This is a genomic window from Pseudescherichia sp., assembly GCF_031998825.1.
GTDB lineage: Bacteria > Pseudomonadota > Gammaproteobacteria > Enterobacterales > Enterobacteriaceae > Pseudescherichia.
Genome location: NZ_DAMACX010000007.1, coordinates 1 through 23,584 on the forward strand (window position 1 = coordinate 1; position 23,584 = coordinate 23,584).

The window sequence follows — 23,584 nt, forward strand, 5'->3', positions numbered from 1 at the left end:
TCCGGGGCGTGATAGATAGCAACCTGCGGCATCGCAATGCCCGCCTGCTGCGACTGCTGAGCCACGGTGTTCATCAGCCAGCGCTCCATATCGTTGCGCGGCTGCTCAATGACTTCACCCCCAACCGACTTCAGCGCCATCCATTTCGACATCAACAGTGAAACGAACGAGCCACCAAAACCAAACAGCAGCGCCATGATCAGCAAGCCCTGAACGCTGCTCGACTGAATACCCGTCAGGCTGAGCACCAGCCCGAAGACCAGCATGACCGCCAGGTTCGTTAACAGGAAGAGCGCGATCCGCATCATAATTTTCTTTTAACCTCAACTTAACAAAACGCACTATGCGACTACCCACATCGTATGGGTATATTGGCTATTTTCAAGCATAACCCGCGCGTAAGTTACCAGAAAGACACAACTTTACATTTTGACGCGGCAGGCTTACGCCGTGATACGCTTGTTAAAAAAAACAGGCACAATCTCTTGTGCCTGTTGGGGTTTACTGTGCCTTAGCGGGCTGCGCTGGCGGGCTTTCTTTCTCGATATGCGCCAGGTCGAGGGCGATATGCACCGTCTCATCAAGATAGGGATCCGGCTCCTGATAATCCTTCGGCAGATCGTCCAGCTTCTTCAGCTCCGGCTTGCCTTCGCGTTTAAAGCGATCGTTCAGGCGCGCCAGGCGAATCGCATCATCCTCTGCGTTCTCTTTCTCACGCTGGGCAAGATTGAGCGAGATCTGATTCCGCTTATCCTTCAGAGCATTAAAGCGCGCAATGTCCTTCAGGATGTACTGGAACTCCGGATCTTTGGCAATACGATCGTCATGCTCCTTGAGCAGCTGCGGCCCAAGCGGCGTCAGATCGCCTGACTTCACGAAGGTCGCGGCGTTGATGCTATCCCACGGCAGCGCGTTATCTTCAAACTTCTCACCGGTTTCGGTCTCTTCGTTGCCGGTCGGCATGATGATATCCGGCGTCACGCCCTTACGCTGCGTGCTGCCGCCGTTAACGCGGTAGAATTTCTGAATGGTGTACTGCACCGATCCCAGCGCCGGCCACTCCGGACGCAGCATTTGATCGTAGATACGGTTCAGGGAGCGATACTGCTGCACCGTGCCTTTACCGAAGGTCGGCTCACCGACGATCAGCGCCCGGCCATAGTCCTGCATCGCGGCAGCGAAGATCTCTGACGCCGAGGCGCTGAAGCGGTCAACCAGCACCACCAGCGGGCCTTTATAGTAGACGACGCCATCGGTATCGCTGTCTTCACGCACCTTGCCGTTGTTATCACGCACCTGCACTACCGGGCCGGACGGAATAAACAGGCCAGAGAGCGAGACCGCTTCGGTCAGCGCCCCGCCGCCGTTGGTGCGCAGATCGATGATCACGCTGCTAACGTTCTGCTTCTCGAGCTTCTGCAACTGCACCTTGACGTCATCCGTCAGGCCCACGTAGAAGCCTGGTATATCCAGCACGCCCACCTTCTCTTTACCAACGGTTTTCACCGTCATCTTCACGGCGCGATCTTCAAGGCGGATCCGCTCCCGGGTCAGGGTCAGGATGCGGGTCTTGGTCCCTTTACCGGCCGGCAGGATCTCAAGGCGCACCTTGCTTCCCTTCGGACCTTTGATCAGGGCCACGACGTCATCAAGACGCCAGCCAATCACGTCCACCATGTTCTGGCCAGGCTGGCCGACGCCAACGATACGGTCGCCAACGCTTATCGCTTTGCTCTTCGCCGCCGGACCGCCCGCCACCATGGAGTTGATCACGGTGTAGTCGTCGTCCATCTGCAGCACCGCGCCGATCCCCTCAAGCGAGAGGCTCATCTCGGTGTTGAACTGTTCGGTATTACGTGGCGACAGGTAGTTGGTGTGCGGGTCAATCTCATGGGCAAAGGCGGTCATCGCCAGAGAGAAGACATCTTCACTGTTGGTCTGCGCCAGACGCCGAATAGCAAACTTATAGCGGCGGGTCAGCGTTTCGCGGATCTCTTTCTCATCCTTACCGGTCAGCTTCAGGCTTAGCTCATCGAACTTCACCTTCGCATCCCACTGGGCGTTCATCTCCGCGTCGTCTTTCGGCCACGGCGCTTTGCTGCGGTCGGCATTAAAGGTGTCGTTGCCGGTGAAATCCATCGGCCGCTCAAGCACCTTTAGCGCATATTGATAGCGTTCAAACCGGCGCTTCTGTGCCAGGTTGTAAAGCTCGTAAAAGACGTCGAGTTTGCCGGTGCGTAGCTCATCGCCGAGCACGCTCCGCTTCGGCATAAACTTCTCAACGTCGCTAGCCAGCAGCACGTTATGGCTGTAGTCCAGCAAATTCAGGTAGCGATCAAAAATCTTGCCCGAAAACGCCTGATCGAGATCGAACTGGCGATAGTGGGAACGAGTGAAGCGCGACGTTACGCGCTCACTGACCGTTGCATGCTGGGTCTCTTCCTTTAGCACCGGGATCTGATCGGCACGCGTAATATCTTCAACGGCAAAGGCCTGCCCTGCAATCAGGAACAGGCCAGCCAACGCGGTGCGCTTAAACAAAGTGTTCATGCCAGGCTTGGCCTCCGTTTCAGAACAACAGGTGTTCTGCGCGTACAATCATCGACATGCCTGAGGTCAGCTGTACACGAACACCGTCTTTGGTGATCTCCAGTACAGTGGCGTCCATTGCGTTATTGCCCGCTTTCACCTTGAGGTTCTGACCCACATTCAGCGCAGTAATATCGGATACTGGCGTATGCTGTGGCTCTTCACGCGGTGCGCGCTGAGGTTTCGCGGCAGGTTTGTCGGCGCGTGGTTTACGCTGCTCGTTGCCCTCTTTACGGCGCGGCGCAGGACGCGGTTTACGCTCGCGGCGAGGCGCATCTTCCTGCTCACCGGCAGCGGCAGCAGCTTCGCGCTTTTTAGCCTGCTGTTCAGCACGCTGAGCCTGGACGCGGGCTTTCGCCTCTTCAAGCTGCTTACGCGCATGTTCAACATGCTGCTCGTCCAGCACGCCGCTCGGATTGCCGTCGAGATCGACGCGGGTCGCACCGGCTTTGATCCCATACAGGTAGCGCCAGCTAGAGGTGTAAAGACGCAGCGCAGAACGAAGCTGAGTTTTGCTGAGGCTCATCTCTCCTTCAACGCGCTCGACCAGATCCTGAAAAATACCAATTTTCAGGGGGCGCGCTTCACCTTCTGCACTGAAACAGTGAGGAAAACGTTCGGCCAGAAAGGCGATAACTTCTTTACTGCTATTCAACTTAGGTTGATTTTCCATGAAATTTCCTGATTACAACGGACGTTGCCAACAAGCCGCAGGCATGAACAGGCGTCATTATAATGACACCATCAGTAAATGCTACGTTATCCGTTGATTATACTGCGTCGCCCGCAAAGAATTTTTGATAATCGGTCGCTTCCAGCAGGCGTTCAAGGTGCGAAACCAGCTCGCGCAGCCCCTGCTCATCCTCGGTAGTGAAGCGAGAGAATACCGTGCTGTCGATATCCAGCACGCCAATAATCTTGCCTTTTACCACCAGCGGCAGAACGATTTCCGAGTTACTGGCGGCATCGCAGGCGATATGCCCGTCAAAGGCATGGACATCTTCTACGCGCTGGACGCTATTCTGCGCCACTGCCGTACCGCAGACGCCGCGGCCAACCGGAATGCGCACGCAGGCAATCTTGCCCTGGAACGGGCCTAATACCAGCGTTTCGCCTTCCAGCAGGTAGAATCCCGCCCAGTTAACGCCCTCAAGGCGTTCAAACAGCAGCGCGCTGGTATTGGCGAGCGTTGCTAAAAAACTGGTTTCACCTGCCATCAATGCCTGAAAATCGCGGTTCAACTCCGCGTAAAATTCACTTTTGTTCATTATTCAATCACTTGTTGTCTTACAAAAAAAGGTAGCCTAGCCTATTAAAATAAGCATTAAATGCCTTCATGCTCAAGATAATCCATTCATGAGTTAAGATAGATTAATTCAAACCTATATCAAAATACGTCATGGCGCTGAAAACTCCAAAGTTAGTCACCGACAGGAAAATGGCAATTCGTGCTATTGGCGACCCTCTGCCACGTGCACATTATCAGCGCTGCCCGCAGTGCGATACGCTTTTTGCGCTGCCAGTGATGAAATCACACGAAAGTGCTTATTGTCCGCGCTGTGATGCGAAGATCCGCGATGGACGCGACTGGTCCCTTACCCGGCTGGGGGCGATGGCTATCACTATGCTGATGCTGATGCCCTTTGCCTGGGGGGAGCCGTTGCTGCACCTCTACCTGCTGGGGGTGCGCATCGATGCCAACCTGCTGATGGGGATCTGGCAGATGTCCTCGCAGGGCAATCCGCTCACCGCCGCGATGGTGCTGTTCTGTACCGTCGGCGCACCGTTGGTGCTGGTGGCGGCCATTGCTTATCTCTGGTTTGGCAACCGGCTGGGGATGAACCTGCGTCCGGTGCTGCTGATGCTGGAGCGGCTCAAGGAGTGGGTGATGCTGGATATTTATCTGATCGGCATCGGCGTCGCCTCTATTAAGGTCCAGGACTATGCGTATCTGCAGCCGGGGGTAGGACTGTTGGCCTTCGTCGCGCTGGTGATCCTGAGCATTTTGACCCTAATCCATCTCAATATTGAGCAGCTGTGGGAGCGATTTTACCCTCAGCGCCCGGCCACCCGTGCGCATGAAAATCTTCGCGTCTGCCTCGGATGCCACTTTACCGGCCTGCCGGATCCGCGTGGACGCTGCCCGCGCTGCCATATTCCGCTGCGCCACCGCAGACGACATAGCATCCAGAAGTGCTGGGCGGCGCTAATCGCCTCGCTGGTGTTTCTGCTGCCCGCCAACCTGCTGCCTATCTCGGTTATCTATGTTAACGGCTCTCGGCAGGCGGACACCATCATGTCCGGGATTATGTCGCTGGCGAGCAGTAACATTGCCGTCGCGGGCATTGTTTTTATCGCCAGTATTCTGGTGCCGTTTACCAAAGTCATCGTCCTGTTTACACTGCTGGTTAGCATCCATTTTAAATGTGAACAGGGATTGCGCACCCGTCTGCTGCTGTTGCGTTTTGTGACATGGATTGGCCGCTGGTCGATGCTCGACCTGTTTGTGATTTCAATAACGATGTCACTCATTAACCGCGATCAGCTTCTCGCGTTTACCATGGGTCCCGCTGCGTTTTATTTCGGCGCAGCGGTAATTTTGACTATTCTTGCTGTGGAATGGCTGGACAGCCGCTTACTTTGGGATGCACATGAGTCAGGAAACCCCCGCTTCGCCGACTGAAGCGCGCATTAAAACAAAACGTCGAATTTCGCCTTTCTGGCTGCTACCTGTTATCGCATTAATGATTGCTGGCTGGCTTCTGTGGACCAGCTATGAGGATCGCGGTAACACCATTACCATCGATTTCGTCTCGGCTGACGGCATCGTGGCCGGGCGCACGCCGGTGCGCTACCAGGGCGTTGAGGTGGGCACCGTGCAGGACATCCGCCTGAGCGAAAACCTCAATAAAATTGAGGTCAAAGCCAGCATCAAAGCGGATATGAAGGATGCCCTGCGCAACGATACCCAGTTCTGGCTGGTGACCCCCAAAGCGTCGCTGGCGGGGATCTCCGGGCTGGATGCGCTGGTCGGCGGGAACTACATCGGCATGATGCCGGGCAAAGGCGATCCGCAGGATCACTTTACCGCCCTCGACACCCAGCCGAAGTATCGTCTCAGCAACGGCGAGCTGATGATCCATCTCCACGCCCCGGACCTCGGATCGCTGAGCAGCGGCTCGCTGGTCTACTTCCGTAAAATTCCCGTCGGGCGCGTCTATGACTACTCCATCAATGCCAACAAGCAGGGCGTGACTATCGACGTGCTGATTGAGCGCCGCTTCACCAGCCTGGTGAAAAAAGGCAGCCGCTTCTGGAACGTCTCCGGCGTGAAGGCGGACGTCGGCCTGAGCGGGGCGAAGATAGAGCTGGAGAGCGTCGCATCGCTGGTTAACGGAGCGATCGCCTTTGACTCTCCGGAATCATCGAAACCAGCAGAGAGCGATGATGAGTTCGGCCTCTATAAGGATCTGGCCCACAGCCAGCGCGGCGTGATCGTGAAGCTGGCCCTGCCCGGCGGCGAGGGGCTGAAAGCCGGCTCTACCGCGCTGATGTACCAGGGGCTGGAGGTAGGCGAGCTGACGAAGCTCGATCTCAACCCCGGCGGCGCGGTGAGTGGGGAGATGACCGTTGACCCGAGCGTCGTCAACCTGCTGCGCACCAATACCCGTATTGAGATGCGTAACCCGAAACTCTCCCTGAACAACGCCAGCGTCAGCTCGCTGCTTACCGGCACCACCCTTGAACTGGTACCGGGAGAAGGCGAGCCGCGGGATAACTTCGTGGTGCTGCCGGCAGACAAAACCCTGCTGCAGGAGCCAGGCGTCGTCACGTTAACCCTGACCGCGCCGGAGAGCTACGGCATCGACGCCGGTCAGCCCATCGTTCTGCATGGGGTGCAGATAGGCCAGGTGCTCGAGCGGGATCTGACCGCGAAAGGCGTCTCTTTTGCCGTCGCTATCGACCCTCAATATCGAGAGCTGGTGCAGGGCGACAGCAAGTTTGTGGTGAACAGCCGGGTAGACGTTAAAGTTGGCCTGGACGGCGTCGAGTTCCTTGCCGCCAGCGCCAACGAGTGGATCAGCGGCGGGATCCGTATCCTGCCGGGAAGCAAAGGCGAGATAAAGTCCACCTATCCGCTGTTCGCTAACCTCGACAAGGCGATTGAGAACAGCCTCAGCGATCTGCCCACCACCACCCTGACGCTGACCGCCGAGAAGCTGCCTGACGTACAGGCCGGCTCGGTGGTGCTCTACCGTAAGTTTGAGGTGGGCGAAGTGATCAACGTCCGCCCGCGCGCTAACGCGTTTGATATTCAGCTGCACGTTAAGCCGGAGTATCAATCTCTGCTGACCGCTAACAGCGTCTTCTGGGCCGAAGGTGGCGCGAAGGTGCAGCTCAACGGCAGCGGGCTGACGGTACAGGCCGCGCCGCTCGCCAGAGCCATCAAGGGTGCAGTGAGCTTTGATAACCTTACCGGTGCCAACGCCTCGACCCGCAAGGGCGACAAGCGGATCCTCTTCCCGTCAGAGACTGCGGCCCGCGCCGTGGGTGGCCAGATTAAGCTTCACGCCTTTGATGCAGGCAAGCTTGCCCCTGGGATGCCGATTAAATATTTAGGCATTGATATTGGCCAGGTGCAGGATCTGGAGCTGATTACCGAGCGTAACGAGGTGCAGGCCACCGCCGTGCTCTATCCGGAGTATGTGAAAAAATTCGCCCGCAGCGGTACGCGTTTTTCGGTGATCACCCCACAAATCTCAGCGGCCGGGGTTGAGCATCTGGACACTATTTTGCAGCCCTATATCAACGTCGAGCCTGGCCGGGGCGGTGACGTCCGCCGGGAGTTTGAGCTGCAGGAGGCCACCATTGCCGACTCGCGCTATGTTGACGGCCTGAGCATCGTGGTTGAAGCCCCTGAAGCGGGCGGGCTGAACATCGGTACGCCGGTGCTGTTCCGCGGCATTGAGGTGGGTACGGTGACCGGTCTGACCCTGGGATCGCTCTCCGATAGGGTGATGGTGGGCCTGCGCATCAGCAAGCGCTTCCAGCACCTGGTACGCAATAACTCGGTGTTCTGGCTGGCTTCCGGCTACTCACTGGACTTCGGCCTGGTAGGGGGCGTCGTGAAAACCGGTACCTTTAACCAGTTCATTCGCGGCGGCATTGCATTTGCCACCCCGCCGGGGATCCCGCTGGCACCGAAGGCGCAAACCGGCAAACACTTCCTGCTCCAGGATAGCGAGCCGAAAGAGTGGCGCACGTGGGGCACTGCCCTGCCGCGCTAAGCACCCTGCTCCGGCGCGCCTGCTGCGCCGGAGCGTTTTATGCTACACTGCGCCCCCTGATTTATTGCTGGTGGTGTAATTCGTGGCTCACAACGCTGTCTATCTCCCTGAAGAATTTCTTGCGCAAATGCGTCTGGCCATGCCGGCGCATCTCTCCTTCGATGACTTTATTGCCGCCTGTCAGCGTCCGCTGCGCCGCAGCATTCGGGTTAACACGCTTAAAATTTCCGTGGCAGCGTTTCTGGAACTGATCGCCCCCTATCATTGGCAGCTGACGCCCGTCCCCTGGTGCGAGGAGGGTTTCTGGATCGAACGCGATGACGAAGAGGCGCTGCCCCTTGGCAGCACCGCCGAGCACCTCAGCGGGCTGTTTTATATTCAGGAAGCCAGCTCTATGCTGCCGGTCAGCGCGCTCTTCGCCGACGGCAACCAGCCCCAGCGGGTAATGGACGTTGCCGCCGCACCGGGTTCGAAAACCACCCAGATCGCTGCGCGCATGGATAACGACGGTGCGATCCTCGCCAACGAGTTCTCCGCCAGCCGGGTAAAGGTTCTGCATGCCAACATCAGCCGCTGCGGGATCAGCAATGTTGCCCTGACCCACTTTGATGGCCGGGTATTTGGTGCGGCACTGCCCGAGACCTTTGACGCCATTCTGCTGGACGCCCCCTGCTCCGGTGAAGGGGTGGTGCGTAAAGATCCCGATGCCCTGAAAAACTGGTCCGTTGCCAGCAACCTGGAGATCGCCGCCACCCAGCGGGAGCTGATCGACAGCGCCTTTCATGCCCTGCGCCCCGGCGGAACGCTGGTCTACTCTACCTGCACGCTTAACCAGGACGAGAACGAAGCGATTTGCCACTGGCTGAAGGCCCGCTATCCCGAGGCGGTTGAGTTCCTGCCTCTGGCGCAGCTGTTTGCTGGCGCTTCTCAGGCGCTAACTGCCGACGGTTTCCTGCACGTTTTCCCACAAATCTTTGACTGCGAGGGGTTCTTCGTAGCGCGCCTGCGTAAAACTGCCTCTGTCGAGCCCCTGCCCGCTCCCGGCTATAAGATGGGCAAATTTCCTTTCTCACCGGTGAAAGGCCGGGAGGGCGCGCAGATAGCCGAGGCCGCTGCGGCTTCCGGACTGCGCTGGGACAACGCGTTACGCCTTTGGCAGCGTGATAAAGAGCTGTGGCTCTTCCCGGAGCAGATCGAAGCGCTTACAGGCAAGGTGCGTTTCTCACGCATCGGCATTAAGCTCGCCGAAACGCACAACAAAGGCTATCGCTGGCAGCATGAGGCGGTGATTGCCCTTGCTGGAGTCGATAACCCGTTGGCCTTTGAACTCACCCCTGCTGAAGCGGAAGAGTGGTATCGCGGACGGGATATCTACCCGCAGACGCAGGTCAAGCGTGACGAAGCGATCGTGACGTTTCAGGGGCAGCCGCTTGGACTGGCAAAAAAAGTCGGTTCACGCCTGAAGAACAGCTACCCAAGAGAGCTGGTTCGTGACGGTCGGCTGTTTGCCGGCAAAGAGTAGATCCGGGAAAAAGAGCACTTTTTTACTGGCGGGATACGTCATGTTGTACCAGGCTGAAAAATGGGGTGACTTTACTGGTCGTACCACATTATGCAGATAAATGGAGAGCATTATGACGAAAACCAGCGTGCGCATTGGCCAATTTGAAATTGATGATGCTGAGCTGCAGGGTGAGCAGCCAGGAGAGCGAACGTTACGCATTCCATGCAGCTCCGACCCTGATTTATGTATGCAGCTCGATGCCTGGGACGCCGACACCAGTATTCCGGCGCTTCTCAATGGCGAACAATCCGTGCTTTACCGTGAGCACTACGATCAACAGACCGACACCTGGATTATGCGCCTCGGCTAATCCATTGAACCCGCCGCCCGGCGGGTTATTTACTTCTGGAATTTCCTCTCTTTACATTCCTCCCCTACACTTAACTTAAGCGGTACGGAAGTGAGGAAGGAATGGTCGCACTGGTTCTCTTTATCTGCTACCTGGACGGTGGCTGTGATGACATTGTTATCGACGTATACAATACCGAACAGCAGTGCCTGGTCTCAATGGAGGAGCAGCGGATCCGCCACGGCGGCTGCTATCCGGTAGAGGATTTCATCGACGGCTTCTGGCGTCCGGCCCAGGAGTTTAGTGATTTTTAACTCCCCCAAATTTTAACCAAAAAAACGCTGGACGCCCGGCGGGTTGGGTATGGTATGGTTAACTCAGGAAGTAGATAAAAAAAGACCGAATACGATTCCTGTATTCGGTCCAGGGAAATGGCTCTTGGGAGAGAGCCGTGCGCTAAAAGTTGGCATTAATGCAGGCTAAATACGCCTGGCACTTTAAGAATAGATGACAGCGCCAGCTTTTCCAGTCCACAGCATCGGTGGCAGGAAAAAAAGGGTAATTGTCACGGTCGTAAACAAAAAAACCGCAACGCTTCATCAGTGAAGCCTGCGGTTTTTTGTTATGAATCAACCTGTAACTAGCAAAGCTTTTCCGCGCGCTCAATGTATGGAGCCAGGCTCATCTTTTCTCCGGGCTTCGCCGGATCGTCAATCTGGATAATGGAGATAGGCTGGCCACTGTTTTCCCCGCTGGCTACCTGCTGTTGCGCCGCATCATTGAGCGGATACTGCACCAGCGTGCTGGGGTTGATAGCAAACAGCGCATGGCCGGGACGACAGGTGAGCATCACCTCTTCACGGTTAAACGCCCATTTATCTTTACCCACATCTAAGCGGCTTACGGTGATCACCTGCGGTGCGGCCAGCGCGCTGGCAGAACAGGTAAGTAACAGAAGAGTGAGAATACGTTTTTTCATTTTTTCGCCAGTTATTCAAAAAGGTTCAAGTGTCGCAAACAGGCTGACCGTTGCCAGCACCACAATGCCGAGAACCACTTCAGCTTGCGTCATCCGAATAAAAACAGCACGCGCCTGCGCTTCCTGTGTACGGAAGCGTGGCACCAGCACGTAGCGGTTTATCAGCGCAATGGCCACCATCAGCAGCACCAGGGCGCATTTTACCAGCAGTAGACGGCCATACCAACTCTGCCACGGCAGTATCAACCCTTGAATAAGTAGCGCATTGATAATGCCGGATATCAGCACCCCTGCGACTGCCAGATGCCCGTAACGAGAAAAACGCATCAGGCTGCCGATCGCCTGCTGCCGTTTTTCCGCCTTAACCAGCTGCATACAATACAGCACCGGTAGCAAGCCGCCAAACCAGGCGGCGGCACAGAGTATGTGCACGGCGTAATTAATTCGGGTAAACAGCCCCATAGCCCCGTCATACATTGCCGCATGACCAGTCGCCGCCAGCAGCAGGAGCTGAGCGGTGACCAGCAGCAGCACCCGCCCCTGCTGCTGTGAATTCAGGAAACAGAGCAGCAGGGCTGTCAGCGCGATAATAATCTGCCACAGCCAGACGCTGCCAAAGTGCGTTTCGCTTACTGCCAGCCAGATATCCGGCTGCCAGACGTCATGCCAGCCGTTGCCCATCATGCCGCCCTGTAGGGCAAACATCAGCAGGGCGCAAACAAACGTCAGCATCAGCGCGCCACGCTGCATGAACATAAAGCGGCGCTGCAACGCGGAGCGGAGCGCCGGATCGGCAAGCCAGTGCGCAAAGGCGTTGCTGCCGAATACCAGCATCAGGGTCAGAAAGTGGATAAACCGCAGGCTTACATAGCAAAACGCGAGCATATTACTTCACGCTGAACCGATAGCTGCCCTGGGTTTTATGCCCGTCAACGGAGACAACGTGCCACTCTACGGTATACTGGTCAGGCTTCAGAGCCTGTTCGATGGGCACAATCAGCTGCGTTTTATCATTATCGTTACGCTTTACCACGCCGGTTTTTACCGTCTGCTGCTGCGAGCCGGTAATCTTTACGCCGCTGAATTTAGGCTCAATGCCTTCGGAAAAGTTGAGGGTCAGCGCCTGCGGAGCCGCCGTTACATTGGCGTCTGCCGCCGGATACTGGTGCTTCAGGTGGGCATGCGCGAAAACAACAGGCGATGCAACCAGAGAGGCGGCCAACAATAGCGCACGGCAGGTGTACTTTGCGGTAAAGCCCATCGTTCTATTCCTTTTTGTTATGTGTATAGCACAAAGAATAACTCTGTATAATGTACGAGTCGAGTCTGTACAGGCGTGGACTTGCCTTTCTACAGCAGGCTTAGTAATTTTGCGCCATATAACCGGGAGGATCTATGAAAACCAATCTTGCACAGCTGCCTCAGGATGAGATGGACAAAGTTAACGTTGACCTGGCGGCGGCTGGCGTGGCCTTTAAAGAGCGCTACAATATGCCGGTTATCGCAGAAGTGGTTGAGCGCGAGCAGCCCGCCCATCTGCGCGACTGGTTTCGCGAACGGCTGATCGCCCATCGCCTGGCATCCGTGTCGCTCTCACGCCTGCCTTACGAGCCTAAGATCAAATAATCGACCCGGTTTCTGGAGATAAGATGTTACGCGTAATCGATACTGAAACCTGCGGCCTGCAGGGCGGCATCGTTGAAATTGCTTCGGTGGACGTCATTGACGGGCAGATTGTTAACCCGATGAGCCACCTTGTGCGTCCGGATCGCCCTATCAGCCACCAGGCGATGGCCATCCACCGCATCACCGAAGAGATGGTCGCCGATCAGCCGTGGATCGAAGAGATTCTCCCCCACTATCTGGGCAGCAGCTGGTACGTTGCCCATAACGCCAGCTTCGATCGTCGCGTGCTGCCGGAGATGCCCGGAGAGTGGATCTGCACAATGAAGCTGGCCCGCCGCCTGTGGCCGGGGATCCAGTACGGCAATATGGCACTCTACAAGTCGCGTAAGCTGAACGTACAGACGCCGCCGGGGCTGCATCATCACCGGGCGCTGTATGACTGCTATATTACCGCTGCGCTGCTAATCGACATCATGGATAGCTCGGGGTGGACGCCGGATCAGATGGCAACGATTACCGGTCGTCCTGCCCTGATGACGACCTTTACCTTTGGTAAATATCGGGGCAAGGCGGTGTCTGAAATTGCCGACCGCGATCCAGGCTACCTGCGCTGGCTGTACAATAACCTGGAACGCATGAGTCCCGAACTGCGGCTGACGTTAAAGCACTATCTCGACGAAAACTAATCCTGATGAAAACTAGCTTTTCTTGCCGGGCAGCGTGCCCTGCGCCAGCGCCACAAGAAAAGCAAATTCCAGCGCAACGCCCTCATAGGATTTAAAGCGGCCCGATTTCCCACCATGGCCTGCGTCCATATCCGTACAGAGCAGCAGCAGATTATCGTCGGTTTTCGTCGCCCGCAGCTTCGCTACCCACTTGGCTGGCTCCCAGTACTGCACCTGGGAGTCATGCAGCCCGGTGGTGACCAGCAGATGCGGATAGGCCTGAGCGGTGACGTTATCGTATGGGCTATAGCTTTTCATGTAGCGATAGTAGGTCTCGTCCTGCGGATTCCCCCACTCCTCAAACTCGCCGGTGGTTAACGGAATGGACTCATCGAGCATGGTGGTGACCACGTCGACAAAGGGCACCTGGGCAATAGCGCCGTGGAACAAACCGGGGCGCTCGTTAATCACCGTACCGATCAGCATCCCGCCCGCGCTGCCGCCCATGCCGTAGCAGTAGCGGGTAGAGCCATAGCCCTGCGCCAGTAGCGCATCACAGACGTCAATATAGTCGTTAAAGGTGTTTTTCTTCTTAAGGAACTTACCGTCCTCATACCAGTTCTGCCCCAGCTCGCCGCCGCCGCGAATGTGTGCGATGGCAAAGACAAAGCCGCGATCCAGCAGGCTCAGGCGACTGCTGCTGAAATCGGCATCAATACTGGTGCCGTAGGAGCCGTAGCCGTAGACCAGCAGCGGATTCTGCCCCTTCCGGAAGTGTTTGCGGTTGTAGACCAGCGATACGGGCACCTCTACGCCGTCGCGCGCCTTGATCCAAAGGTGTTCGCTGCGGTACTGGCTGGCGTCAAAGCCGTGGACCTCTGTCTGCTTAAGCACCCGTCGTTCACCAGTGTCCATATCCAGCTCAAACAGGGTATCCGGCGTTGTCATCGAGGAGTAGCCGTAGCGCAAGCGGGAGGTTTCCGGCTCGGGGTTATAGGCAAGCCAGGTCACATAGGCCGGATCGTCAAAGGCGATGCCGGTGACCTCGCGGGTTTTACGGTTGATCTGCCGCAGGCTAGTCAGGCCGCGCTGACGCTCCTCCACCACCAGCCAGTCGGTAAAGAGCGTAAAGCCTTCCAGCATGATGTGCTCCCGGGGTGGGATCAGCACCTCCCACTGCTTATCATTGCGCACTTTAGTCCGGTAGAGGCCAAAGTTTTTCCCCTCACGGTTGGAGCGCAGATAGAAAGTGTGCTGGTAGTGATCGAGGTTGTATTCGTGATCTTTACGCCGGGGTAGGAACATAACGGGCTGCGCATCCGGCAGCTCCGCATCCAACAGCAGGCACTCGCTGGTCGTGGCGCTGGCAAGATAGATGATCACATAGTGCTGGGAGGTCGTCTTATGCAGACTAACGTAGAAGGTCTCGTCTTTCTCCTCGTAAACAAGCTCATCCTGGGCCGCAGGCGTACCAATGGTATGCCGCCAGACCTGGTAAGGAAGCAGCGTTTTGGCATGCTTACGCACGTAGTAGAGGGTTTCAGAGTCGTTGATCCAGACGAAATCCGGCGTGACGTTATCCAGCATCTCTGGATACCAGTTGCCGGTCTCCAGATTGCGAAAGCGTAGGCCGTACTGACGCCGGGAGAGATAATCCTCCGCCAGCGCCATAATTTTGTTGTCCGGCGAAACGGCCAGCCCGCCGAGGGTATAAAACTCGCTGTGGGCGGCGCGCTTGTTGGCATCCAGCAGCACCTGCCACTCATCCCACTCGCAGCTGAGCACCGACTGGCGCTGATAGATAGCATATTCGCACCCCGGCTCATAAACGTGCCGGTAGCGGTAACCGTTGCGGGTATAGGGAGCAGAGACTTCACGCTGGGGAAGACGATCGACAATCTCTTTCAGCAGGCGATCCTGTAACGCCTGCTGGGAGGCCATTATGTCGCGCCCGTAGTCGTTCTCCTGGTGCAGATAGTCCAGGACATCCTGATCCGAACGCGTATCATCGCGCAGCCAGTAGTAGTTATCTGTTCGCGTATCGCCATGCAGGTTCATGACGTGCGGTACTGTTTTTGCTTTTGGTGGCATAGCGTTATCTTTTCAGTTTACACCCTATAAGGGTGGCAAAACCCACGCATGTTGCAAGCGAAACGCGCCACCAACGCGTGTAAGCTAGCCTGGCAACGCGCTTTTTTGCTCTTTTAAGTCCTTTTCAATGCCGTCGCGCACGTCCTGCGGGATCTTCAGAGCGTCGCCGAGCGCATTGAGATAGCTGCGCTCCATAAAGTGATCGATATCGATAGCGGCGCAGCTGAGGAAGTAGAGCTCCAGCGCCTCCTCCTCGTTACGCACGTCACGGGCCAGCCGCTGGGGATCGAGCGGCTGCTCAATGGCCTGAGCCACCAGCGCTCTGCCCTGCTCTTCAACGCCAGCTTCCCGCATTTGCAGGTCAATCGCTTCGCGCTCGCGGGCATCGATATGACCGTCGCTTTTCGCGGCAAAAACCAGGGCAAGGATAAGACGTTCAGTGCGCACGTCCAGCGGCGAGCTTTGCTGACCAAACTGCGGCTCGTCCTGGTGCGCAGTCCGCACGCGATCTTTGTATTTGTTCCACAGCACCGTGCCAGCAACGGCCCCGCCGCCAACCAGCAGCGCGCTGGTACCGTATTTAGTAAGCAGCTTGCGGGAAGAGGAGTTTGAGACCAGCAGTCCCGCCAGGCCACCTAATGCCCCCGGCACCAGCAGCTTGCTCAGCCCCTGCCCGTCACCCGACGAGGCGGATGCCCCTTTCTGGCCCAGCAGCGACTGTAGTTGATTCATCCAGTTAGTCATAATTCCCCCCGATTATTCTGTGTCAGACCACAGAGTAAGCGAGGGGTTGTCAGGAAATGTCTAAGCTGGCTAAAGAAGCGAAAATGCGGCTTTGGTTATTGATGCGTGTAAACGGCTTTGCCGCCTTTGCAGTCCACCGCTACCCGATAGTGGATATCGGTATTTTTACCGCGCACGGTCAACGGAACAGTCCACTTATCGTCTTTGCCGGTGATCTCTTTGACGTTGATCCACGCAACCGGATCGGCCTGCCCCAGCGTCTCCTGATCGTCAGCCCAGCGCGCAATGCGGTTTTGCTGATAGTCACGTTTGACGCTGGCAGCGATACCGGAGGCATCCAGCCCTTCACAGCTGGGGAACTTCACGGATTTGTTATTCGCTGCCTGTACGCTGGCGCTGCCGGCCAGCACGGCCAGGCCGAGCAGTAGTCCTAATCTGTTCATGCTTATCTCCTGTGAGCATAACCCACTCAAAGCATGGTACAAATTACCGACAGCGCAAGCTGCAGTTAGGCTGCTTTAGTGCGCTTAGGCGTCGGCATATCCGTAACGGTATCGCTTTTTGCCGGTGCCGCATCCGGGTCCGGCAGCTTACCGGAGCGGAAGACCGCACTGAAGGTCTCTTTTTGCTCAGCCAGCCACAGCGCCATCTGCTCACGCTGTTCGTCATCAAACGCAACGGGTGCATTTACCAGCACGCCCTCCAGCACTTCTGCCAGATCGAGCATTTTGTCGTACGCATCGGCTTCCTTTTTGCTGGCAAAAGACATTTTTTCCTCACCTTCGCGGATTACCACGTATTTGACTTCAACCGCCATAATGCAGCCTCATTTACCTGTTTATTTATACAGTATAATAGTAAGCAATTCGCGCCCTGATTGCAAGCCGAAAAAAGACACGCAAACGTTTTCGTGTATAATAGTCCGAAATTTTTAAACGGTGGATATTATGACTTTTTTAGGTACCGCGCTGCGTCCGGCAGCCACGCGTGTGATGCTGTTAGGCTCCGGTGAGCTGGGTAAAGAGGTGGCCATTGAGTGCCAGCGTTTAGGCATCGAAGTGATTGCGGTTGACCGCTATGCCGACGCCCCGGCGATGCACGTGGCCCACCGGGCGCACGTCATCAACATGCTGGACGGCGAGGCGTTAAAAGCGTTAGTGGCACAGGAGAAGCCGGACTTTATTGTTCCGGAGATCGAAGCCATTGCCACCGATATGCTACTGGCGCTTGAGGCCGAGGGTCAGCAGGTGGTGCCCTGCGCCCGTGCTGCTAAGCTGACCATGAATCGGGAGGGGATCCGCCGCCTGGCCGCCGAAGAGCTGAACCTGCCTACTTCGACCTACCGCTTTGCCGACAGCGAAACCGCGTTTGAAGAGGCGGTCGCGGCGCTGGGCCTGCCGTGTATTATCAAGCCGGTGATGAGCTCCTCTGGCAAAGGCCAGAGCTTTATTCGCAGTGCAGACCAGCTGCATGACGCCTGGCAGTATGCCCAGCTCGGCGGTCGCGCCGGAGCGGGACGCGTCATCGTCGAAGGCGTGGTTAAGTTTGATTTCGAAATCACGCTCCTGACCGTGAGTGCCGTGGACGGGGTGCACTTCTGCGATCCTATCGGCCATCGTCAGGAGGATGGCGACTACCGTGAGTCCTGGCAGCCTCAGCAGATGAGCGCGCTGGCTCTCTCTCGCGCGCAGGCTATCGCCCGCGAAGTCGTGCTGGCGCTTGGGGGCTACGGCCTGTTTGGCGTAGAGCTGTTTGTCTGCGGCGATGAGGTGATCTTTAGCGAGGTGTCGCCGCGTCCGCATGATACCGGTATGGTCACGCTGATCTCGCAAGATCTCTCCGAGTTCGCCCTGCACGTACGTGCTTTCCTCGGTCTGCCCATAGGCGGAGTACGTCAGTACGGCCCGTCCGCCTCGGCGGTGATCCTGCCGGAACTGAAGAGCGATAATGTGACCTTTGATAATGTGCAGGCCGCAGTAGGAGCCGGACTACAGCTGCGCCTGTTCGGCAAGCCGGAGATTGACGGTACGCGGCGGTTAGGCGTGGCGTTAGCCACCGGTGAAAGCGTAGAGGATGCGGTGGAACGGGCAAAAAACGCCGCTGCAGGCGTGGTGGTGAAGGGATAAAAAAACGGGCCGAAAGGCCCGTTTTTGTTGGCATTGCCCGGCGGCGCTTCGCTTGCGCGGGCCTACGGTATCAAGCCGTTGTAGGCCGGGTAAGGCGAAGCCGCCACCCGGCAGAACAAGACCTTACTGCTGCGCGCCCTCTACCGCTTCGCGAGCCAGTTTAGTGATGCGATCGTAGTCACCCGCTTCCAGCGCGTCAGCCGGGACCAGCCACGAGCCACCGATGCACAGCACGCTTTTGAGCGCCAGATAGTCACGATAGTTCGCCGGAGAGATGCCGCCGGTCGGGCAGAAACGCACCTGCGAGAACGGACCAGCAATGGCCTGCAGCGCTTTGGTACCGCCGTTAGCTTCCGCCGGGAAGAATTTAAACTCTTTCAGACCGTAGTCGAGGCCGAGCATCAGCTCAGACACGGTGCTGATGCCTGGAATCAGCGGAATGGTGCCTTCGGTTGCTGCCTTCAGCAGCGGCTCGGTCAGGCCCGGGCTGATAGCAAACTGCGCGCCCGCTTCGGTCACTTCCGCCAGCTGCTGCGGGTTCAGTACCGTACCGGCACCAATGATTGCTTCCGGCACTTCTTTCGCAATGGCGCGGATCGCATCCATGGCGCAGGCGGTACGCAGAGTGACTTCCAGCACGCGAACGCCACCGGCCACCAGGGCTTTCGCCATCGGTACTGCATGTTCCAGTTTGTTCACCACGATAACCGGTACCACAGGACCCGTTTTCAGAATTGCTTCAGCACTCGTTTTCCAGTTTTTCATCAGAGTTTTTCTCTCGCCCGATCTAAAAAATTTATCAGTTTAAAAAGTGATACAGGTTGCGCCCTGCTCAGCACCGGAGAGTTTTTCACGCAGTGCGCTAAACATTTCGCGGCCAGTACCTACACGCGCGCTACTCAGGTCAAGAATGTGTGGCTGACGTGCAGCAAGCTCGGTGTCATCCACCAGCAGAGTTAACTCCCCTGTCTGTCCATTTACGCGGATGATATCGCCCTCGCGTACTTTTGCCAGCAACCCGCCGTCATACGCTTCTGGTGTTACATGGATCGCCGACGGTACTTTACCTGATGCGCCGGAGAGCCGTCCATCGGTGACTAATGCGATTTTGAAACGGCGGTCCAATAATACACCAAGTGGCGGCATCAGTTTATGTAATTCTGGCATACCGTTGGCTTTTGGCCCTTGATGCCGGACAACAACCACGCAGTCACGGTCGAGCAAACCTGCTTCAAAGGCCGGTAACACGTCGTGCTGACTCTCAAAAATCACCGCAGGCGCTTCGACCACCTGGTTCTCTACCGGGACGGCGGAGGTCTTCATAACCGCACGACCCAGGTTGCCGCTGAGCACCTTCGTGCCACCGTGGTGCGAGAAAGGTTTATCGATAGTGGCAATGATATCGCTGTCCAGCGAGGCGCTGGCACCCTCGCGCCAGTCCAGCTCGCCCTCGTTCAACCACGGCTCAAGGGTATAGCGTGACAGACCGTGACCTACCACGGTATTCACATCCTCATGCAGCAGACCACCCTTCAGCAGCTCGCGCATCAGCACCGGTACGCCACCCGCAGCCTGGAAATGGTTGATATCCGCCGGGCCGTTCGGATAGAGGCGCGCCATCAGGGGAACCACCTCGGAGAGTTCGGAGAAGTCATCCCAGTTGATGATAATGCCCGCGGCACGCGCCATCGCCACCAGGTGCATGGTGTGATTAGTGGAGCCGCCGGTTGCCAGCAGGGCGACGATGCCGTTGACCACCACCTTCTCGTCAATCATCTTGCCGAGCGGCATCCACTCGTTGCCGTTGCCGGTCAGGCGAGTCACCTGGCGTGCGGCGGCCACGGTCAGCGCTTCCCGCAGCGGCGCATCAGGATGGACGAATGACGAGCCGGGCAGCTGCATGCCCATAAACTCAATGACCATCTGGTTGGTATTGGCCGTGCCGTAGAAGGTGCAGGTGCCTGGCGCATGGTAGGAGGCCGCTTCGGATTCGAGCAGCGCCATGCGGTCGACTTTGCCCTCGGCATAAAGCTGGCGAATACGCACCTTCTCTTTATTTGGCAGGCCGCTGGCCATCGGTCCTGACGGCACAAACAGCGCTGGCAGATGCCCAAACGACAGCGCGGCCATCGCCAGGCCCGGGACGATTTTATCGCAGACGCCAAGATAGAGCGCACCGTCAAACATGTTGTGCGACAGGCCGACCGCAGCGGACATGGCGATCACTTCCCGACTGAGGAGAGAAAGCTCCATTCCGTCCTGGCCCTGAGTCACGCCATCGCACATGGCCGGTACGCCGCCTGCAACCTGGCCTACGGCGTTAACCGAGTGCAGCGCTTTACGGATAATGTCAGGGTAGCGTTCATAGGGCTGATGCGCGGAGAGCATGTCGTTGTAGGAGGTGATAATGGCGACGTTGTTACGCAGCATGCTTTTTAGCGAGACCTTATCTTCCGGCTGGCAGGCGGCGAAACCGTGAGCCAGGTTACCGCAGGCCAGCGACGAACGGTGAACGGTGCTGCTCTTCGCCTGTTCGATGCGGGCGAGGTAGGCGCTGCGGGTAGCATGGGAACGGTCGATAATACGCTTTGTTACCCGTAACAATGTCGAGTTCATAAAGGCTCCTGAAAATGAGGTGTCCCGGGCGGCGGTATCATTAATACAGAGAGAATACATAAACCACTAATCCGCCGCACACCGGAGGCAAAATCGCTTCAGCGAGTGTAATAAAAAAAGCGTTAAGGGTGAATCCGGGGCAAGTGCAAAAGAGTAAAAATTGTGCGGAAATCTGTGTTAGATCATGTTACCGGTAAAATAGCGACCGGATAAACAAAAAAACGGCCCCGCAGGGCCGTTTGAAAGCGGTGAGTTAATTACTCAAATTCGTTCCAGGAACGGCCGTCGCGGGTGATCATTGCTACCGACGCAACCGGTCCCCAGGTCCCTGCCTGGTAAGGCTTCGGTGACTCGTTATCCATTGCCCATGCTTCAGTAATAGAGTCGACCCATTTCCACGCCTCTTCCACCTCATCGCGGCGCACGAACAGCGCCTGGATGCCGCGCATCGTCTCCAGCAGCAGACGCTCGTAGGCATCGGCCAGATGGCTTTCGTTGAACGTCTCGGAGTAGCTCAGATCGAGCTTGGTGGTTTGCAGGTTGTGCTTGTGATCGAGACCCGGCACTTTGTTGAGGATCTGAATATCCACGCCCTCGTCCGGCTGCAGACGAATGGTGAGCTTGTTCTGGGGCAGATCCTGCCAGGACTCTTTAAACAGGTTCAGCGGCGGGGTTTTGAAGTAAACCACGACTTCGGAGCACTTGGTTGGCAGACGCTTGCCGGTACGCAGGTAGAACGGCACGTCGGCCCAGCGCCAGTCGTCAATATCCACGCGGATGGCCACGAAGGTTTCGGTGTTGCTGGTTTTGTTCGCGCCCTCTTCTTCCAGATAGCCCGGCACTTTTTTGCCCTGGGCAAAGCCGGCGGTGTACTGGCCGCGTACGGTTTTTTCACGCACGTTTGAGCGGTCAATACGGCGCAGGGATTTCAGCACCTTCACCTTCGCATCACGGATGCTGTCCGCAGAGAGATCCGACGGTGGCGACATGGCGATCATGCAGAGGACCTGTAACAGATGGTTCTGGATCATGTCGCGCATCTGTCCGGCCTGGTCGAAATAGCCCCAGCGGCCTTCGATGCCCACCTCTTCCGCCACGGTGATCTCCACGTGGTCGATAGTCCGGTTGTCCCAGTTGTTGACGAACAGGGAGTTGGCAAAGCGCAGCGCCAGCAGGTTCAGCACCGTCTCTTTACCGAGGTAGTGGTCGATACGGTAGACCTGGCACTCTTCAAAATACTCGCCCACCTGGTCATTGATTTCACGAGAGGTATCGAGAGAAGTACCCAGCGGCTTCTCCATCACCACGCGCGCTGGCTTGGCGTTGAGTTTTGCCTCACCCAGGCCTTTGCAGATGGCACCAAAGGTGCTCGGCGGCATGGCGAAATAGTTAATGGTGACGCGATTCTTCTGATCGAGCATCTCTCCGAGGCGGGTAAACGCGGAGGTATCGTTGACGTCAAGATTACAGAAATCGAGGCGTCCGCTCAGCGTATCCCAGAGGCTTTCATCGATTTTCTCTTTCATGAAGGTCTCGAGCGCTTCACGCACGATTTCGGTGTACTTCGCTTTATCCCAGTCCGCACGTCCTACCCCAAGGATACGCGTCTCAGGGTGGATCTGGCCTGCTTTTTCTAGCTGATACAGGGAAGGCAGCAATTTCCGGCGTGCAAGATCGCCTTTCGCGCCGAAAATGACCAGGTCACATGCCTGGGCTGTTTGCGTTACCGCCATGTCATTCTCCTCAGTTGGCAGCCCTAGTACTTTAGCCAGGGCATAGCTGTAATTTTATTACACTGCACTGTACTGCTTTTACGTAAAACCCGAAACCGTTACCGCTTATCCTCCCGTGCGTTTTCGCTCAGGCGGCTAAAAATTGGGTTAATCGCCCTGAAAAGTCAGGGAATTTGTCCGGAATCGAGTAGCTAAAATCCGACTCTGATCATGTAATGAAAAAAAACAACAAAATTTCCCGTGGTTCTTTACCTTTCCGACTCTCACAAGGGTAATATCGACCTAAACGCAGCACAATTTCATCCGTTATTGAAATTGATTTTAGCCATGAGCGCCCCGTTAATAATGAACATGCTGGAAAAAATTCACTCTCAGCTGGAACACCTTAGCAAATCCGAACGAAAAGTGGCGGAAGTCATCCTCTCCTCTCCGGACCAGGCCATTCACTCCAGCATTGCCGCTCTGGCGCAGGAGGCTGGCGTTAGCGAACCCACGGTTAACCGCTTCTGCCGCAGCATGGAAACCCGCGGCTTCCCCGATTTTAAGCTGCATCTGGCCCAAAGCCTGGCTAACGGTACGCCCTATGTTAATCGCAATGTCGATGAAGATGACAGCGTTGAGGCCTATACCGGTAAAATTTTTGAGTCGGCGATGGCCAGTCTGGATCATGTCCGCCAGTCGCTGGATATGCCTGCCGTTAACCGCGCTGTAGACCTGCTTACCCAGGCAAAGAAGATCGCCTTCTTTGGTCTTGGCTCGTCGGCAGCGGTTGCCCACGACGCCATGAACAAATTCTTCCGCTTCAACGTGCCGGTCGTCTACACCGATGATATTGTCCTGCAGCGTATGAGCTGCATGAACTGTAACGAAGATGACGTGGTGGTGCTTATCTCACACACTGGGCGAACGAAAAGCCTGGTAGAGCTGGCGCAGCTGGCCCGCGAAAGCGATGCGATGGTGATAGCCATCACCTCGGCGGGGACGCCGCTGGCCCGGGAAGCGACGCTTGCCATCACCCTGGACGTGCCGGAAGATACCGACATCTATATGCCGATGGTCTCGCGTCTGGCGCAGTTAACGGTCATCGACGTGCTGGCGACGGGCTTTACCCTCCGCCGGGGAGCAAAATTCAGAGATAACTTGAAGCGAGTCAAGGAAGCGCTTAAGGAATCGCGTTTTGATAAGGAGCTCCTGACCGGGAGCGATAAACATTAAAATTTTATAACAGCGTTGTAATTCATTACGGCATTCGGTTAAGTTTTTGATTTGCCAAA

The 23,584-nt window shown here is 56.6% G+C and carries 22 protein-coding genes and 1 pseudogene; 9 read left to right on the forward strand and 14 right to left on the reverse strand.

Annotated features, from left to right (window positions below):
• From RTP97_RS04940 to RTP97_RS04955, 4 genes and pseudogenes are all read right to left on the reverse strand, one after another.
• A pseudogene (locus RTP97_RS04940) lies at positions 1 to 308 on the reverse strand (protease HtpX); the annotation flags it as partial.
• Between the two features lie 193 nt (positions 309 to 501).
• On the reverse strand, positions 502 to 2,550 hold the full coding sequence (gene prc, locus RTP97_RS04945) for a carboxy terminal-processing peptidase (protein ID WP_312411464.1): 2,049 nt from the start codon (positions 2,548 to 2,550) through the stop codon (positions 502 to 504).
• Positions 2,551 to 2,569: 19 nt separating this feature from the next.
• Positions 2,570 to 3,262 (reverse strand): RNA chaperone ProQ, encoded by a 693-nt coding sequence (gene proQ, locus RTP97_RS04950; protein ID WP_042391318.1) that lies wholly within the window; start codon positions 3,260 to 3,262, stop codon positions 2,570 to 2,572.
• 97 nt (positions 3,263 to 3,359) lie between these two features.
• Positions 3,360 to 3,857: a GAF domain-containing protein gene (locus RTP97_RS04955; RefSeq protein WP_312411467.1), complete on the reverse strand. Its 498-nt coding sequence runs from the start codon at positions 3,855 to 3,857 to the stop codon at positions 3,360 to 3,362.
• 131 nt (positions 3,858 to 3,988) lie between these two features.
• Here RTP97_RS04955 and yebS point away from each other — a divergent pair, with 131 nt between their 5' ends.
• The 5 genes from yebS (at position 3,989) to RTP97_RS04980 (ending at position 10,044) form a co-directional block, all read left to right on the forward strand.
• Positions 3,989 to 5,272 carry a membrane integrity lipid transport subunit YebS gene (gene yebS, locus RTP97_RS04960; RefSeq protein WP_312411470.1) on the forward strand — a complete coding sequence of 428 codons (1,284 nt, stop codon included), beginning with the start codon at positions 3,989 to 3,991 and terminating at the stop codon, positions 5,270 to 5,272.
• Complete coding sequence (locus RTP97_RS04965) at positions 5,241 to 7,877, forward strand: MlaD family protein (RefSeq protein ID WP_312411472.1); 2,637 nt, start codon at positions 5,241 to 5,243, stop codon at positions 7,875 to 7,877. The genes yebS and RTP97_RS04965 overlap by 32 nt, the downstream gene beginning before the upstream one ends.
• An 82-nt stretch (positions 7,878 to 7,959) precedes the next feature.
• A complete protein-coding gene (gene rsmF / locus RTP97_RS04970; protein WP_312411474.1) occupies positions 7,960 to 9,399 on the forward strand; it encodes a 16S rRNA (cytosine(1407)-C(5))-methyltransferase RsmF in 1,440 nt (479 codons plus the stop codon).
• A 112-nt stretch (positions 9,400 to 9,511) separates the two neighbouring features.
• The gene (locus RTP97_RS04975) at positions 9,512 to 9,751 is read left to right on the forward strand and encodes a YebV family protein (protein WP_312209342.1); all 240 of its coding nucleotides are present in this window, start codon (positions 9,512 to 9,514) and stop codon (positions 9,749 to 9,751) included.
• A 101-nt stretch (positions 9,752 to 9,852) separates the two neighbouring features.
• Entirely contained in the window at positions 9,853 to 10,044 is a 192-nt protein-coding gene (locus RTP97_RS04980; protein WP_268107648.1) for a YebW family protein, read from the forward strand.
• A gap of 326 nt (positions 10,045 to 10,370) precedes the next feature.
• Here the strand turns inward: RTP97_RS04980 and RTP97_RS04985 are convergent, their stop codons facing one another.
• The 3 genes from RTP97_RS04985 to yobA are packed head-to-tail and all read right to left on the reverse strand — an operon-like array spanning position 10,371 to position 11,970.
• Positions 10,371 to 10,709, reverse strand: a complete 339-nt coding sequence (locus tag RTP97_RS04985) for a YebY family protein (protein WP_312411475.1) — start codon at positions 10,707 to 10,709, stop codon at positions 10,371 to 10,373.
• A gap of 15 nt (positions 10,710 to 10,724) precedes the next feature.
• Complete coding sequence (gene copD, locus RTP97_RS04990; RefSeq protein WP_312411477.1) at positions 10,725 to 11,594, reverse strand: copper homeostasis membrane protein CopD; 870 nt, start codon at positions 11,592 to 11,594, stop codon at positions 10,725 to 10,727.
• A gap of 1 nt (position 11,595) precedes the next feature.
• Entirely contained in the window at positions 11,596 to 11,970 is a 375-nt protein-coding gene (gene yobA, locus RTP97_RS04995; RefSeq protein WP_312411479.1) for a CopC domain-containing protein YobA, read from the reverse strand.
• Between the two features lie 134 nt (positions 11,971 to 12,104).
• On the opposite strand from yobA, the gene RTP97_RS05000 reads away from it, so the two are divergent.
• Together RTP97_RS05000 and exoX are read left to right on the forward strand one after the other, a co-directional pair.
• Positions 12,105 to 12,335, forward strand: a complete 231-nt coding sequence (locus RTP97_RS05000; protein WP_312227030.1) for a DNA polymerase III subunit theta — start codon at positions 12,105 to 12,107, stop codon at positions 12,333 to 12,335.
• A 23-nt stretch (positions 12,336 to 12,358) separates the two neighbouring features.
• Positions 12,359 to 13,021, forward strand: coding sequence for an exodeoxyribonuclease X (gene exoX / locus RTP97_RS05005; protein ID WP_312411480.1), 663 nt, complete (start codon positions 12,359 to 12,361; stop codon positions 13,019 to 13,021).
• 12 nt (positions 13,022 to 13,033) lie between these two features.
• On the opposite strand, the gene ptrB is transcribed toward exoX, so the two are convergent.
• The 4 genes from ptrB to RTP97_RS05025 all read right to left on the reverse strand — a co-directional run bounded on the left by ptrB (position 13,034) and on the right by RTP97_RS05025 (position 16,652).
• Entirely contained in the window at positions 13,034 to 15,091 is a 2,058-nt protein-coding gene (gene ptrB / locus RTP97_RS05010; RefSeq protein ID WP_312411482.1) for an oligopeptidase B, read from the reverse strand.
• A gap of 84 nt (positions 15,092 to 15,175) precedes the next feature.
• A complete protein-coding gene (locus RTP97_RS05015; protein ID WP_312411484.1) occupies positions 15,176 to 15,835 on the reverse strand; it encodes a tellurite resistance TerB family protein in 660 nt (219 codons plus the stop codon).
• A gap of 95 nt (positions 15,836 to 15,930) precedes the next feature.
• Positions 15,931 to 16,278: a protein YebF gene (gene yebF, locus RTP97_RS05020; protein ID WP_312209328.1), complete on the reverse strand. Its 348-nt coding sequence runs from the start codon at positions 16,276 to 16,278 to the stop codon at positions 15,931 to 15,933.
• 65 nt (positions 16,279 to 16,343) lie between these two features.
• A complete protein-coding gene (locus RTP97_RS05025; protein WP_312411486.1) occupies positions 16,344 to 16,652 on the reverse strand; it encodes a YebG family protein in 309 nt (102 codons plus the stop codon).
• Positions 16,653 to 16,782: 130 nt separating this feature from the next.
• On the opposite strand from RTP97_RS05025, the gene purT reads away from it, so the two are divergent.
• Positions 16,783 to 17,961, forward strand: coding sequence for a formate-dependent phosphoribosylglycinamide formyltransferase (gene purT, locus RTP97_RS05030; protein ID WP_312411488.1), 1,179 nt, complete (start codon positions 16,783 to 16,785; stop codon positions 17,959 to 17,961).
• Positions 17,962 to 18,084: 123 nt separating this feature from the next.
• On the opposite strand, the gene kdgA is transcribed toward purT, so the two are convergent.
• From kdgA to zwf, 3 genes are all read right to left on the reverse strand, one after another.
• Complete coding sequence (gene kdgA, locus RTP97_RS05035; RefSeq protein ID WP_042391344.1) at positions 18,085 to 18,726, reverse strand: bifunctional 4-hydroxy-2-oxoglutarate aldolase/2-dehydro-3-deoxy-phosphogluconate aldolase; 642 nt, start codon at positions 18,724 to 18,726, stop codon at positions 18,085 to 18,087.
• Positions 18,727 to 18,765: 39 nt separating this feature from the next.
• The gene (gene edd / locus RTP97_RS05040) at positions 18,766 to 20,577 is read right to left on the reverse strand and encodes a phosphogluconate dehydratase (RefSeq protein WP_312411490.1); all 1,812 of its coding nucleotides are present in this window, start codon (positions 20,575 to 20,577) and stop codon (positions 18,766 to 18,768) included.
• 257 nt (positions 20,578 to 20,834) lie between these two features.
• Positions 20,835 to 22,310 carry a glucose-6-phosphate dehydrogenase gene (zwf, locus tag RTP97_RS05045; RefSeq protein WP_312411492.1) on the reverse strand — a complete coding sequence of 492 codons (1,476 nt, stop codon included), beginning with the start codon at positions 22,308 to 22,310 and terminating at the stop codon, positions 20,835 to 20,837.
• A 345-nt stretch (positions 22,311 to 22,655) separates the two neighbouring features.
• Between zwf and RTP97_RS05050 the strand changes: the two genes are divergently transcribed.
• The gene (locus tag RTP97_RS05050) at positions 22,656 to 23,525 is read left to right on the forward strand and encodes a MurR/RpiR family transcriptional regulator (RefSeq protein WP_312411700.1); all 870 of its coding nucleotides are present in this window, start codon (positions 22,656 to 22,658) and stop codon (positions 23,523 to 23,525) included.
• Positions 23,526 to 23,584 lie beyond the last annotated feature (59 nt).

Bases quoted from the DNA above. Each gene is read 5' to 3' on its own strand.
- prc (WP_312411464.1), bottom strand. From the start codon at position 2,550: ATGAACACTTTGTTTAAGCGCACCGCGTTGGCTGGCCTGTTCCTGATT.
- proQ (WP_042391318.1), bottom strand. From the start codon at position 3,262: ATGGAAAATCAACCTAAGTTGAATAGCAGTAAAGAAGTTATCGCCTTT.
- RTP97_RS04955 (WP_312411467.1), bottom strand. From the start codon at position 3,857: ATGAACAAAAGTGAATTTTACGCGGAGTTGAACCGCGATTTTCAGGCA.
- yebS (WP_312411470.1), top strand. From the start codon at position 3,989: ATGGCGCTGAAAACTCCAAAGTTAGTCACCGACAGGAAAATGGCAATT.
- RTP97_RS04965 (WP_312411472.1), top strand. From the start codon at position 5,241: ATGAGTCAGGAAACCCCCGCTTCGCCGACTGAAGCGCGCATTAAAACA.
- RTP97_RS04975 (WP_312209342.1), top strand. From the start codon at position 9,512: ATGACGAAAACCAGCGTGCGCATTGGCCAATTTGAAATTGATGATGCT.
- RTP97_RS04980 (WP_268107648.1), top strand. From the start codon at position 9,853: ATGGTCGCACTGGTTCTCTTTATCTGCTACCTGGACGGTGGCTGTGAT.
- RTP97_RS04985 (WP_312411475.1), bottom strand. From the start codon at position 10,709: ATGAAAAAACGTATTCTCACTCTTCTGTTACTTACCTGTTCTGCCAGC.
- copD (WP_312411477.1), bottom strand. From the start codon at position 11,594: ATGCTCGCGTTTTGCTATGTAAGCCTGCGGTTTATCCACTTTCTGACC.
- yobA (WP_312411479.1), bottom strand. From the start codon at position 11,970: ATGGGCTTTACCGCAAAGTACACCTGCCGTGCGCTATTGTTGGCCGCC.
- RTP97_RS05000 (WP_312227030.1), top strand. From the start codon at position 12,105: ATGAAAACCAATCTTGCACAGCTGCCTCAGGATGAGATGGACAAAGTT.
- exoX (WP_312411480.1), top strand. From the start codon at position 12,359: ATGTTACGCGTAATCGATACTGAAACCTGCGGCCTGCAGGGCGGCATC.
- ptrB (WP_312411482.1), bottom strand. From the start codon at position 15,091: ATGCCACCAAAAGCAAAAACAGTACCGCACGTCATGAACCTGCATGGC.
- RTP97_RS05015 (WP_312411484.1), bottom strand. From the start codon at position 15,835: ATGACTAACTGGATGAATCAACTACAGTCGCTGCTGGGCCAGAAAGGG.
- yebF (WP_312209328.1), bottom strand. From the start codon at position 16,278: ATGAACAGATTAGGACTACTGCTCGGCCTGGCCGTGCTGGCCGGCAGC.
- RTP97_RS05025 (WP_312411486.1), bottom strand. From the start codon at position 16,652: ATGGCGGTTGAAGTCAAATACGTGGTAATCCGCGAAGGTGAGGAAAAA.
- purT (WP_312411488.1), top strand. From the start codon at position 16,783: ATGACTTTTTTAGGTACCGCGCTGCGTCCGGCAGCCACGCGTGTGATG.
- kdgA (WP_042391344.1), bottom strand. From the start codon at position 18,726: ATGAAAAACTGGAAAACGAGTGCTGAAGCAATTCTGAAAACGGGTCCT.
- edd (WP_312411490.1), bottom strand. From the start codon at position 20,577: ATGAACTCGACATTGTTACGGGTAACAAAGCGTATTATCGACCGTTCC.
- zwf (WP_312411492.1), bottom strand. From the start codon at position 22,310: ATGGCGGTAACGCAAACAGCCCAGGCATGTGACCTGGTCATTTTCGGC.
- RTP97_RS05050 (WP_312411700.1), top strand. From the start codon at position 22,656: ATGAACATGCTGGAAAAAATTCACTCTCAGCTGGAACACCTTAGCAAA.